Below are 12,433 nucleotides of genomic sequence, written 5' to 3' on the forward strand. Positions count from 1 at the left end.
CGTCCCCGCAGGAGCCACCATCGAGCACCTGCGAGTGAACATGACATACCCCCGCCCCTCGGCCTTCGGGCCCGCCGCCGACAGCCAGGCGGATGCCGCGGCATCCGTGGTGCCCTCGCCCCGGTTCCCCGAGATCGAGCAGCAGGTGCTCGAGTTCTGGCGCGAGGACGACACGTTCCGCGAGAGCATCGCCCAGCGCGAGGGCAGCGAGGAGTGGGTCTTCTACGACGGTCCGCCCTTCGCCAACGGCCTGCCGCACTACGGGCACCTGCTCACGGGGTACGCGAAGGACCTCTTCCCGCGCTTCCAGACGATGCGCGGCAAGAAGGTCGACCGCGTCTTCGGGTGGGACACGCACGGCCTGCCCGCCGAGCTCGAGGCGATGAAGCAGCTGGGCATCACGGAGAAGGCCGAGATCGAGGCCATGGGCATCGACACCTTCAACGCCAAGGCGCGCGAGTCCGTGCTGGCGTACACGCGGGAGTGGGAGGACTACGTCACCCGCCAGGCGCGATGGGTCGACTTCGAGCGCGGGTACAAGACGCTCGACACCTCCTACATGGAGAGCGTGCTCTGGGCGTTCAAGACCCTGTACGACAAGGGCCTCGCCTACGAGGGCTACCGCGTGCTGCCATACTGCTGGCGCGACGAGACGCCACTGTCCACCCACGAGCTGCGCATGGACGACGACGTCTACAAGACGCGCCAGGACCCCTCCGTCACGGTCACCTTCCCGCTCGTGGGGGCCAAGGCGGAAGCGCTCGGCCTGACCGGCGTGCGGGCGCTCGCATGGACGACGACCCCGTGGACGCTCCCGACCAACATGGCGCTCGCCGTGGGCCCGGCGATCCGCTACGCCGTCCTGCCCGCGGGCCCGAACGGGGCCGCCGACGTGCACCACACGCCCGAGGGTGCGGCCGACGACCTGCTCGAGGCGAGCGCGCACCGGTACCTCCTGGCCGAGGATCTGCTCGGCGGCTACGCGAAGGACCTCGGCTACGACTCCGCCGAGGCCGCGCGCGAGGCCATCGAGCGCACAGTCGAGGGACGCGAGCTCGAGGGCGTGTCCTACGACCGGCTGTTCGACTACTACGCGGATGCCGAGGCGTACGGCACCGGGAACGCCTGGCAGGTGCTCGTCGACGACTACGTCACGACGACCGACGGCACGGGAGTCGTGCACCAGGCCCCCGCATACGGCGAGGACGACCAGCGGGTGACCGAGGCCGCCGGCATCCCGACGATCCTGAGCCTCGACGACGGCGGGCGCTTCCTGCCCGCCGTGACGGATGTCGCGGGCCAGCTGTGGATGGAGGCGAACACCCCCCTCATCCGGCTGCTGCGCCAGAGCGGCCGCCTCGTGCGCGAGGCCAGCTACGAGCACGCCTACCCGCACTGCTGGCGCTGCCGCAATCCGCTCATCTACAAGGCGGTGTCGAGCTGGTTCGTGCGCGTCACGGACTTCCGCGACCGCCTGGTCGAGCTCAACGAGGACATCACCTGGGTGCCCGACAACGTCAAGCACGGCCAGTTCGGCAAGTGGCTCGCCGGCGCGCGCGACTGGTCGATCAGCCGCAACCGCTACTGGGGCTCGCCGATCCCGATCTGGAAGAGCGATGACCCCGAGCACCCCCGGGTGGACGCGTACGGATCGCTCGAAGAGATCGAGCGCGACTTCGGCCGACTGCCCCGGAACGACGCCGGCGAGGTCGACCTGCACCGGCCGTACATCGACGAGCTGACGCGTCCGAACCCCGACGACCCGACCGGGCAGAGCACGATGCGCCGCATCGAGGACGTGCTCGACGTCTGGTTCGACTCGGGCTCCATGCCGTTCGCGCAGGTGCACTACCCGTTCGAGAACCGCGAGTGGTTCGACACGCATGCGCCCGCCGACTTCATCGTCGAGTACATCGGCCAGACCCGGGGCTGGTTCTACGTCATGCACGTGCTCTCGGGCGCGCTCTTCGACCGCCCCGCGTACAAGGCGGTCTCGGCCCACGGCATCGTGCTCGGCAACGACGGGCAGAAGATGTCCAAGTCGCTGCGCAACTATCCGGACGTGAACGAGGTGTTCGACCGCGACGGCTCCGACGCGATGCGGTGGTTCCTGATGTCGAGCCCGGTGCTGCGGGGCGGAAACCTCGTCGTGACAGAGGAGGGCATCCGCGCGGGGGTGCGGGAGTTCCTGCTTCCCCTGTGGAACTCCTGGTACTTCTTTGCGACGTATGCCAACGCCGCGCGCGCAGGGCGGGACGGGGTGGATGCCGGGGGCTACGAGGCATCCTGGCGCACCGACTCGACCGACGTGCTCGACCGCTACATCCTCGCGCTCACGGGCGATCTCGTCCGCGGCGTGGCGAGCGACCTCGAGGGCCTGGATTCGACGATGGCCGCGGCGAAGCTGCGCGATTTCGCCGAGGCCCTCACCAACTGGTACATCCGTCGCTCGCGCGACCGGTTCTGGGAGGGCGTCGGCGACGACCCCCGCAGCCGCGAGGCCTTCGACACGCTGTACACCGTGCTCGAGACGCTCACGCGGGTCGCGGCGCCGCTGATCCCCCTCGTGGGCGAGCGGGTGTGGCAGGGCCTCACCGGTGGGCGCAGCGTGCACCTGCAGGACTGGCCCGACGCGGGCGCGTTCCCTGCGGCCACCGACATCCGCACGGCGATGGACGCCGTCCGCGAGGTCTCGAGCGTCGCGAACGCGCTGCGCAAGCGCGAGGGCAAGCGCGTGCGGCTGCCGTTGGCGCGCCTGACGGTCGTCGTGCCGGATGCCGCGGCGCTCGCCCAGTTCGACGACATCCTGCGCGAGGAGCTCAACGTCAAGAGCGTCGACCTCGTCGAGCTGGAGGAGGGCACCGCGGCGCAGTACGGCGTGACGCACCGCCTCTCCGTCAACGCCCGCGCCGCGGGTCCGCGCCTGGGCAAGCAGGTGCAGCAGGTCATCCGCGCTGCGAAGGAGGGGGACTGGTCGCTGAACGGCGAGGTCGTCACCGCCGGCGGCGTCGATCTCATGCCGGGGGAGTACGAGCTCGTGCTCGAGACATCCGGCCGACCCGAGGGCGAGGCGCTCGCCCTTCTCCCCGAAGGAGGATTCGTGCTTCTGGACACCGTCACCACCCCCGAGCTCGAGGCGGAGGGGCTGGCCCGCGACGTCATCCGCGCCGTGCAGGACACTCGCAAGGCCGCCGGCTTCGACGTGAGCGACCGCATCGAGCTCTCGCTGCTGTTCGACGACGCCGAGGATGCCGCGGCCGTCGGCGACGCGTTCGACATCGCCGACGTGGCGCGGGAGACCCTGGCGGTGGAGTACCGCCTCGGCACGGCCGACGAGACGCTGCGCGCCTCGTCCCGCTCGCACATGTCATCGCCGGCGAAGGCGGAGCACACCGCGACGTTCGCGGCAGCCGCGTTCGCCAATCGCGGCCCGTTCACGGTCGCCGTCGCCCGAGTGGAGGGCTCATGAGCGGCGACGATCGGGCGCGCGCCGACGCCGTCTACGAGGCCCTGCTGCAACGGCAAGGCGAGCAGTGGGTGCAGCCGCGGGTCGAGCGCACGCGTCGCGTGCTCGACCTGCTGGGCGACCCGCAGCGTTCGTACCGCGTCGTGCACGTCACGGGGACCAACGGGAAGACGTCGACCAGCCGCATCATCGAGAGCCTGCTGCGGGCGTTCGGCCTCCGCACCGGCCTGTTCACGAGCCCGCACCTCGTGCGCTTCACCGAGCGGATCCTGATCGACGGCGCCCCCGTCGGGGACACCGAGGTGGCGGACGCCTGGGACTCCGTCGCGCCGATCGTCGAGATCGTCGACGCCGAGCTCGCCGCGGCGGGCGATGCGCCGCTGACGTTCTTCGAGCTGCTGACGGTCTTGGCCTTCGTCGTGGCCGCCGACGCACCGATCGACGTCCTCGTGCTCGAGGTCGGCATGGGCGGGGCGTGGGATTCCACGAACACGGCGGACGGCGACGTGGCGGTCTTCGCGCCGATCGACATCGACCACGCCGACCGGCTCGGATCGACGATCTCCGAGATCGCCACCGTCAAGGGCGGCATCATCAAGGACGGGGCGGCGGTCGTCTCGGCGGCGCAGCACCCCGACGCCGAGCGAGTGCTGCGGAAGATGGCATCCGACCGCGGGGCGCGCATCACCTTCGAGGGTGCCGAGTTCGCCCTCACCGACGACCGCCTCGCGGTGGGCGGGCAGCTCATCTCCGTGCGCGGGCTCGCGAGCACCTACGACGAGGAGTACCTGCCGCTCTACGGCGCGCACCAGGGGCGCAACGCGGCGCTCGCGATCGCGGCCGTGGAGTCCCTCATCGGCGGCGCGGAGCAGCCGATCGCCGGCGACGTGCTCGCCGAAGGCCTCGGTCAGGTCGTCTCGCCCGGACGCCTGCAGCTCGTGGGCACAGAGCCGACGGTGCTCGTCGACGCCGCGCACAATCCCCACGGCGCACAGGCCCTCGCGGAGGCGCTGCGTACGTCGTTCGACTTCGACGAATGGGGCGTCGTGCTGGGCGTCCTCGCCGACAAGGATGCCGCGGGCATCGTCGCGGCCCTCGCCCCGGTCGCCGCGGAGGTGTTCGTCACGGCGCCGGACTCCGAGCGCGCCGACGACCCGGACGCGCTGGCCGACCTCGTGGAGGAGGCGGGGCTGCGTGCGAGCGTGCACCGCGACCTCGAGGATGCGGCCGCCTCGGCACGGGAGTGGGCCTCGGCATCCGCCCGCAGGGCCGTCGTGATCGCCGGATCCGTCGTTCTGGCGGGGGAGGCCCTCGCGGTCGCGGCCCGCGAGGACTGGAAGGGCGGGCCCTCGTGAGCGAGGCCGCACCGCGTCCCCGTTCGCGCCGCAGTCTCACGACGCAGCTGGCGACGGTCGTGCTCGGCTTCGAGGCGATCGTGGTCTTCCTCGGCGGGCTCACGATCTACGGTCTCCGCGCGCTGCCCGCGGGAGTCGAACCGTGGTGGGGCATCGTCGGCGGCGTCGTCGTGGCGGTCGTGATGCTCCTGACGTGCGGATTCGTCAGCCGCCCCGCCGGTATCGTCGTGGGGTGGGCGCTGCAGGTGATCATCGCCCTCGCGGCGTTCCTCGTGCCCGGCATGCTGCTGGTCGCCCTCGTCTTCGGCGGCATGTGGGCTTTCGCGACCATCCAGGGTCCCCGAATCGAAAGGCGCGCGCAGGGCGCGACGCCGGAAGGAGAATGACATGGCCACCGAAGAGACGCTCGTCCTCGTCAAGCCCGACGGAGTCGCCCGCGGCCTGACCGGGGAGATCCTCGCCCGCATCGAGCGCAAGGGCTATGCGCTCGTCGATATGCGCCTCGTCGAACCCGACCGGGAGCGCCTCGAGCGCCACTACGCCGAGCACGAGGGGAAGCCGTTCTACGAGCCCCTCCTGGACTTCATGATGTCGGGACCGTCGGTCGCGATCCGGCTCGCCGGCAACCGCGTCATCGAGGGCTTCCGCTCCCTCGCGGGAACCACCGACCCCACCGGTGCCGCCCCCGGCACGATCCGCGGGGACTTCGGCCGCGACTGGGGCCTCGCCGTCCAGCAGAACCTCGTGCACGGGTCGGACAGCACCGAGTCGGCGGCGCGCGAGCTGGGGATCTGGTTCGACTAGAAGAGCGTTGCCAGCACGTCGAGGCGCACCTGCGCGATGACCGCCACGATCGCGTAGCTGACGACCGTCAGCACAGGCAGCCAGCTCGTGAGGGCGGATGCCGCGCGCCGCACTCCTCGCGGCGCCGGGAGCAGGCCGGTGCGCAGCACGTGCAGCAGCACGGCGTAGAAGGTCGGGATCGTCACGGCCCATGTCACCATGCACCACGGGCAGAGCGTTCCGAGCACGAAGATCGACTGAGAGATCAGCCAGATCACGAAGCCGAAGGCGAATGCCATGCCGGCGGTGAAGAGCAGCCAGAACCACCGCGCGAAGCGGGCACCCGCCAGCAGCGCCATCCCGACGACGACCGGCGCGATCCAGCCGGTGAGGCCCAGGATGGGGTTGGGGAAGCCGAAGACGCTGCCCTGCCACGATTCGAGGTTCGCGCGGCACTGCACCAGCACGCTGAAGTCGCACGAGAGGCTCGCGTCGGGATCGACGAGCAGGGCGAAGCGCTCGATCGTCAGCGCGAACGCCGCGTACCAGCCCACGGCTCCCGCGATCACGAGCCAGATCGTCAGGCCGAGCGGACGAGTGCGTGGGTGGGGAGACGACATGCCTCGGATTATGGCACCGCGCGCTGGCAGCGCCCTCGACCGGGCCGTGGCAGACCCGATTCGGGCGGGGCGTCCCGCATCCGGGCCGGGAAGGTGCGATAATGGCATACCAGATGCACACGCGGCCGCGCCGCGACCGCATGGACGAAGACTTCGGGCGATGATCGCCCTCACGCAGCACGAGCCGCTGGCCTGCTGCAGACCGAGTGAGTTCGCGGCACCGCAGGTGCGGCACCGCACGAGAGTTCGCCGGGCGACGCGCGGTGTCGCCCGCAGGGAGTACGCCAGAGATGGCCGATGAGAACAACACCACCGACCGAACCGAACAGACCGAGCCGCCCGTAACGGTGGATGCCGCGGCAGAGGCGGAGGCCTCCGTCGCTGCCGACGGTGCCGACGTCGGCCCGACCGAGGTCCCGGCGGCGGAGGACACGGCCGCCACGGACAGCGCTCCGGCCGCCGAGGACACGCCCGCCGTGGACAGTGCGCCGGCCGCGGACGACACGCCCTCGGAGCCGGACGCCGCCGCCGAGGAGGTCCCCGCCCCCTCGGGCCCCCCGACCGCTGTCTCGCTGGGGCTTCTGCCCGAGACGTTCGTGTCGCAGGTGAGCACGGCTCTGCACTTCTACGCGCCGGAGATCGCCCCGCTCCCTCCACGCCCGACGGCCGTGGATGAGAGCCCCGAGGCCGAGGGCCAGGGGCGCTCGCGTCGGCGCAATCGCCGCCGCTCGGGCGACGAGGGGGGCGAGCAGACGGAGTCCGCCCCGGCCGCGCGGGTGCGCCAGCCGCGCGCCGTGGAGATGATCACCGAGCCGCAGCGGATCAAGGGTTCCACGCGTCTGGAAGCCAAGAAGCAGCGCCGCCGCGACGGCCGGGAGGCCGGACGCCGCCGTGCGGTGGTCACCGAGGCCGAGTTCCTCGCGCGCCGCGAGGCCGTCGATCGGGTCATGGTCGTCCGCTCCAAGAACGGGCGCATCCAGATCGCCGTGCTCGAGGACAACGTCCTCGTCGAGCACTACGTGGCACGCAACCAGGACGCGTCGCTGATCGGCAACGTCTACGTCGGCCGCGTGCAGAACGTGCTCCCGAGCATGGAAGCCGCCTTCGTCGACATCGGGCGCGGCCGCAACGCCGTGCTGTACTCGGGCGAGGTGGACTGGGACTCGGTCGAGACGGGCAACCAGCCGCGCCGCATCGAGCTCGCCCTCAAGTCCGGCGACAAGGTGCTCGTGCAGGTCACGAAGGACCCCGTCGGCCACAAGGGCGCGCGCCTGACGAGCCAGATCTCGCTGCCCGGCCGGTACCTCGTCTACGTGCCCGGCGGTGCGATGAACGGCATCTCGCGCAAGCTCCCCGACACCGAACGCGCGCGACTGAAGAAGATCCTCAAGGAGGTCCTTCCCGAGTCCTCCGGCGTCATCGTGCGCACGGCGGCCGAGGGGGCCACGGAGGAGCAGCTCACGCGCGACGTGAGCCGCCTCACGACGCAGTGGGAGCACATCTCGGCGCAGGTGCAGAACGTGCAGGGACCGACCCTGCTGCACTCCGAGCCCGACCTGCTGGTCAAGATCGTGCGCGACGTCTTCAACGAGGACTTCTCGAAGATGCTCATCCAGGGCGACGAGGCGCACCGCACGATCAAGGGCTACCTCGAGGCCGTCGCGCCCGATCTCCTCGAGCGCGTCGAGCGCTTCGAGGGCGAGCACGATCCGTTCGACGAGTTCCGCATCACCGAGCAGATCGAGAAGGCGCTGGACCGCAAGGTGTGGCTGCCCTCGGGCGGATCGCTCGTGATCGACCGCACCGAGGCGATGACGGTCGTCGACGTCAACACGGGCAAGTTCGTGGGCTCGGGCGGCAATCTCGAGGAGACCGTCACCAAGAACAACCTCGAAGCCGCCGAGGAGATCGTCCGTCAGCTGCGTCTGCGCGACATCGGCGGCATCATCGTCGTCGACTTCATCGACATGGTGCTCGAGTCCAACCGCGACCTCGTGCTCCGGCGCCTCATCGAGTGCCTCAGCCGCGACCGTACGAAGCACCAGGTCGCGGAGGTCACCTCGCTCGGTCTCGTGCAGATGACCCGCAAGAAGCTCGGGCTGGGGCTCCTGGAGACCTTCAGCGAGGCGTGCCAGGTGTGCGCGGGGCGCGGCGTCATCGTGCACCACGACCCGGTCGTCAAGCATCGCCCCGCGTCGTCCGGAAATGGATCCGGTTCCTCCCGTCGCGGACGCGGCGGCGGATCGAACCCGCCCGCCACGCAGAACGGCGGCACCGCGCCGGTCGGCGGAACCCACGTCATCACCGAGGGGGTCAAGTCGGCGCTCGCGCAGATCGCCGCCTCGACGCTCGCCGCGCATCAGGAGACAGAGCAGGTGGATGCCGCGGCATCCCTGCCCGCGGCATCCGTCGACGACGTGATCGTGCTCCCCGAGGGCCCGGCCGCGAACGGGTCGGGGGAGGGCGCCTCCGAGCGCCCCAAGAAGCGGCGCAAGCGCCAGGAGCGCCCCGCGGCGCCCAAGTCCGAGAAGGAGCAGCTGCTCGACTCGGTGCTGAGCGCCCTTCCGGAGCCCAAGGCGCCCGGTCAGGGGCGCGGCGCGCGACGCCGTGTGTCCACGGGTGTGCTCACCGGCACGCCCGTGGCGATGCCCACCAACGGCTCCGACGACGACTGATCACGCGTCGTGGCGGCGCTCGCGCGCCGTCACGCGCAGCCCCGACGCCCGCAGCGCCTCCACGATCTGTCTCATGCCGACGTGGCGCGCGCCCGCGGCGATCAGTCGGGGGACGGCGTCCTCGGGGACGTCGTAGTGGTCGCGATCGAAGCTCCGCGCCGGCACACCGTTCGCGCGGGCGAAGGCGTGGAGCTCGTCGAGGTTGTCGTCGCTGATCAGATGCGCCCACAGGCGGCCGTGGGCGGGCCAGCGCGCGGTGTCGATCAGGAGGGCCATGGTCAGCGATCCTAGGGCGCTGACGCCGCCGCGGGGCGACACGCGGCGGCCGCTTTTGCCAGGGCGCTCCGGCATCGGGTAGACTCGACCCTTGGTGCGTACCGTGCCGCCCGTGTGGCGCGAGGATCGCGAAGCGTCCGCACCGATCCCTCCGGACCCCGTGTCATGGAGGCGACGTCTTCCCGTGACATCCGGAGCCGTGGGGCTCCCCAGAGAAAACAGGTGTGAAGTGGTTTACGCAGTAGTGCGCGCCGGTGGCCGCCAGGAGAAGGTGGAGGTCGGCTCCGTCGTCGTCCTCGACCGCCTGAAGGCGCAGACCGGTGAGAAGGTCCAGCTGCCCGCCGTGCTGCTCGTCGACGGCGAGACCGTGACGACCGATGCCGACAAGCTCGCCAAGGTCACCGTCACCGCCGAGGTGCTGGGCAACGAGCGCGGCCCGAAGATCGTCATCCAGAAGTTCAAGAACAAGACCGGTTACAAGAAGCGCCAGGGGCACCGTCAGGACCTCACGCGCGTCAAGGTCACCGGCATCAAGTAAGCGCCACGGAGGAACGAGATGGCACACAAAAAGGGCGCAAGCTCCACCCGTAACGGTCGCGACTCCAACGCCCAGCGACTGGGCGTGAAGCGCTTCGGCGGCCAGGTTGTGGGCGCGGGCGAGATCATCGTCCGCCAGCGCGGCACGCACTTCCACCCCGGCGCCGGCGTCGGCCGCGGGGGCGACGACACGCTGTTCGCGCTTCAGGCCGGAGCTGTCGAGTTCGGCAACAAGGGCGGCCGCAAGGTCGTCAACATCGTCGCGACCGCCGAGTAATTCGCCGGTCCGCAGCGCGGATCACCACGTCAGGAGGGGGCGGGCTTCGGCTCGCCCCCTTCGGCCATTCCAGGAGGACCGTATGGTCACGTTCGTCGATCGGGTGACGCTTCACCTGCGCGCCGGCAAGGGCGGCAACGGATGCGTGTCCGTGCGCCGCGAGAAGTTCAAGCCGCTCGCGGGCCCCGACGGCGGCAACGGGGGAAACGGCGGGGAGATCGTGCTGGTCGCCGACCCGCAGGTGACGACGCTGCTGTCGTACCACCACTCCCCGCACCGCACCGCCGGCAACGGCGGCTTCGGAATGGGTGACCTGCGCCAGGGCGCGGCCGGGGAGGACATCGAACTGCCCGTTCCCCTCGGCACCGTCGTGAAGGACCCCGACGGCTCCGTGATCGCCGACCTCGTGGAGCCCGGCATGCGGCTCGTCGTGGCGCCCGGCGGTCAGGGCGGTCTCGGCAACGCGGCGCTGTCCTCGCCCAAGCGGAAGGCCCCCGGCTTCGCGCTGCTGGGCACGCCCGGCTGGGAGGGCGATGTCGTCCTCGAGCTCAAGACCGTCGCCGACGTCGCGCTCGTCGGCTTCCCCTCCGCGGGGAAGTCGAGCCTCATCGCCGCCGTCTCGGCCGCGCGCCCCAAGATCGCCGACTACCCGTTCACGACCCTGCATCCGAACCTCGGCGTCGTGGAGGCGGGGGACATCCGTTTCACGATCGCCGACGTGCCGGGCCTCATCGAGGGTGCGAGCGAGGGAAGGGGCCTGGGCCTCGAGTTCCTCCGCCACGTGGAGCGCTGCACCGCCCTTGTGCACGTGCTCGACTGCGCGACGCTCGATCCCGGGCGCGATCCGCTGAGCGATCTCGACGTGATCCTCGCGGAGCTCGCCGCGTACCCCGTGCCCGAGGGTCAGGTCCCGCTCGTCGATCGCCCGCAGCTCATCGCCCTCAACAAGGTCGACGTGCCGGAGGCGCGCGAGCTGGCCGACCTGGTCCGCCCCGACCTCGAGGCCCGCGGCTTCCGCGTCTTCGAGATCTCGGCCGTCGCGCGCGACGGACTGCGCGAGCTCACCTTCGCCCTCGGCGGCATCATCGCGGAGCACCGCGCCGAGATCGCCGCCCGTCCGCCGGCCGAACGCATCGTCATCCGCCCCCAGGGCTCGGAGCGCGACTTCGTCGTCAAGGTCGAGGGCGGCACGTACGGCAACATCTACCGGATCATCGGCGCCAAGCCCGAGCGCTGGGTCGCGCAGACCGATTTCCAGAACGACGAAGCCGTGGGCTTCCTCGCCGACCGCCTGGAGCGCCTCGGCGTCGAGGACGAGCTGTACCGGTCGGGTGCGCAGCCGGGATCGACCGTCGTCATCGGGGCCGGTGACGGCGTCGTGTTCGACTGGCAGCCGTCGCTGACCTCCGCCGCGGAGCTGATGGCCGCCCCGCGCGGCACCGATCCGCGGCTGGACCAGGGCGGCCGTCGCACCACCTCCCAGCGCCGCGAGCGCTATCACGAGCGGATGGATGCCAAGGCCGCCGCCCGGGCCGAGCTCGAGACCGAGCGCCTCGCACGCACGGCGGATGACGAGGTCGACGGAGGGGGCCGATGACGGCGCAGCGGCGCGAGGAGCTCAGGGGCGCCACCCGGCTCGTCGTGAAGGTGGGTTCCTCGTCGATCAGCGGTGAGAACGCGGCGCGCATCGAGACGATCGTCGACGCCCTCGCGGGCGCCCATTCGCGCGGCACCGAGGTGGTCCTGGTCTCCTCGGGCGCGATCGCGACGGCGCTGCCGCTGCTGAGCCTCGACGGACGGCCTAACGATCTCGCCACCCAGCAGGCCGCCGCGGCGGTGGGTCAGAACGTGCTGATGTGGCGCTACCAGACGAGCCTCGACCGATACGGCCTGCTCGCAGGTCAAGTGCTCCTCACCGCCGGGGATCTCGACAACCCCACGCACCGCTCGAACGCCCGCCGCGCGATGGAGCGCCTGCTGGGGCTTCGCATCCTGCCGATCGTCAACGAGAACGACACCGTCGCCACCCACGAGATCCGCTTCGGCGACAACGACCGACTCGCGGCCCTCGTGGCCCGGCTGATCGGCGCCGACGCGCTGGTGCTCCTGAGCGACATCGAGTGCCTCTACACCCGCCCGCCCGACGAGCACGGGGCCGAGGCGATCCCGCACGTGGCGTGGGGCGACGATCTCGCCGGTTACGAGTTCGGCTCGGTCGTCGTCAACAGCGTCGGAACGGGTGGCGCGGCCACGAAGGTTTCCGCCGCCCGCCTGGCGGCCGCCGGCGGAGTGGGCGTGCTGGTAACGAGCGCCGAGCGCGTCGTCGATGCGCTCGAGGGCGGCGAGATCGGCACGTGGTTCGAACCGGATCCCGACGGGGCCGCACGCGCTCTGACGGGTCCGGTGCGCACGGTGCACGAGGATGCCGCCTCGATACACTGATC

The 12,433-nt window shown here is 71.1% G+C and carries 11 protein-coding genes; 9 read left to right on the forward strand and 2 right to left on the reverse strand.

What is annotated here, in order from left to right:
* The first annotated feature begins 40 nt into the window (after window positions 1-40).
* The 4 genes from ileS to ndk are packed head-to-tail and all read left to right on the forward strand — an operon-like array spanning window position 41 to window position 5,625.
* Window positions 41-3,469, forward strand: coding sequence for an isoleucine--tRNA ligase (gene ileS, locus RYJ27_RS05275; protein WP_330171692.1), 3,429 nt, complete (start codon window positions 41-43; stop codon window positions 3,467-3,469).
* On the forward strand, window positions 3,466-4,821 hold the full coding sequence (locus RYJ27_RS05280; protein ID WP_330171693.1) for a bifunctional folylpolyglutamate synthase/dihydrofolate synthase: 1,356 nt from the start codon (window positions 3,466-3,468) through the stop codon (window positions 4,819-4,821). The genes ileS and RYJ27_RS05280 overlap by 4 nt, the downstream gene beginning before the upstream one ends.
* The gene (locus tag RYJ27_RS05285; RefSeq protein ID WP_330171694.1) at window positions 4,818-5,207 is read left to right on the forward strand and encodes a DUF4233 domain-containing protein; all 390 of its coding nucleotides are present in this window, start codon (window positions 4,818-4,820) and stop codon (window positions 5,205-5,207) included. The genes RYJ27_RS05280 and RYJ27_RS05285 overlap by 4 nt, the downstream gene beginning before the upstream one ends.
* Before the next feature lies 1 nt (window position 5,208).
* A complete protein-coding gene (gene ndk / locus RYJ27_RS05290) occupies window positions 5,209-5,625 on the forward strand; it encodes a nucleoside-diphosphate kinase (RefSeq protein WP_330171695.1) in 417 nt (138 codons plus the stop codon).
* Here ndk and RYJ27_RS05295 read toward each other — a convergent pair.
* The gene (locus tag RYJ27_RS05295; protein WP_330171696.1) at window positions 5,622-6,224 is read right to left on the reverse strand and encodes a vitamin K epoxide reductase family protein; all 603 of its coding nucleotides are present in this window, start codon (window positions 6,222-6,224) and stop codon (window positions 5,622-5,624) included. The genes ndk and RYJ27_RS05295 overlap by 4 nt on opposite strands.
* A 290-nt stretch (window positions 6,225-6,514) precedes the next feature.
* Here RYJ27_RS05295 and RYJ27_RS05300 point away from each other — a divergent pair, with 290 nt between their 5' ends.
* Window positions 6,515-8,899, forward strand: a complete 2,385-nt coding sequence (locus RYJ27_RS05300) for an Rne/Rng family ribonuclease (RefSeq protein WP_330171697.1) — start codon at window positions 6,515-6,517, stop codon at window positions 8,897-8,899.
* Here RYJ27_RS05300 and RYJ27_RS05305 read toward each other — a convergent pair whose 3' ends face one another.
* The gene (locus tag RYJ27_RS05305; protein ID WP_330171698.1) at window positions 8,900-9,175 is read right to left on the reverse strand and encodes a DUF4031 domain-containing protein; all 276 of its coding nucleotides are present in this window, start codon (window positions 9,173-9,175) and stop codon (window positions 8,900-8,902) included.
* Between the two features lie 229 nt (window positions 9,176-9,404).
* Between RYJ27_RS05305 and rplU the strand changes: the two genes are divergently transcribed.
* From rplU to proB, 4 genes are all read left to right on the forward strand, one after another.
* Window positions 9,405-9,713 carry a 50S ribosomal protein L21 gene (gene rplU, locus RYJ27_RS05310; RefSeq protein WP_330171699.1) on the forward strand — a complete coding sequence of 103 codons (309 nt, stop codon included), beginning with the start codon at window positions 9,405-9,407 and terminating at the stop codon, window positions 9,711-9,713.
* Window positions 9,714-9,731: 18 nt separating this feature from the next.
* Window positions 9,732-9,989: a 50S ribosomal protein L27 gene (gene rpmA / locus RYJ27_RS05315; RefSeq protein ID WP_330171700.1), complete on the forward strand. Its 258-nt coding sequence runs from the start codon at window positions 9,732-9,734 to the stop codon at window positions 9,987-9,989.
* A gap of 82 nt (window positions 9,990-10,071) precedes the next feature.
* Window positions 10,072-11,586, forward strand: coding sequence for a GTPase ObgE (gene obgE, locus RYJ27_RS05320; RefSeq protein WP_330171701.1), 1,515 nt, complete (start codon window positions 10,072-10,074; stop codon window positions 11,584-11,586).
* The gene (proB, locus tag RYJ27_RS05325; protein WP_330171702.1) at window positions 11,583-12,431 is read left to right on the forward strand and encodes a glutamate 5-kinase; all 849 of its coding nucleotides are present in this window, start codon (window positions 11,583-11,585) and stop codon (window positions 12,429-12,431) included. Before obgE ends, proB begins: the two co-directional genes overlap by 4 nt.
* Window positions 12,432-12,433: the final 2 nt, after the last annotated feature.

Origin of the sequence: Microbacterium limosum (assembly GCF_036324365.1) — a bacterium.
GTDB classification, from domain to species: domain Bacteria; phylum Actinomycetota; class Actinomycetes; order Actinomycetales; family Microbacteriaceae; genus Microbacterium; species Microbacterium limosum.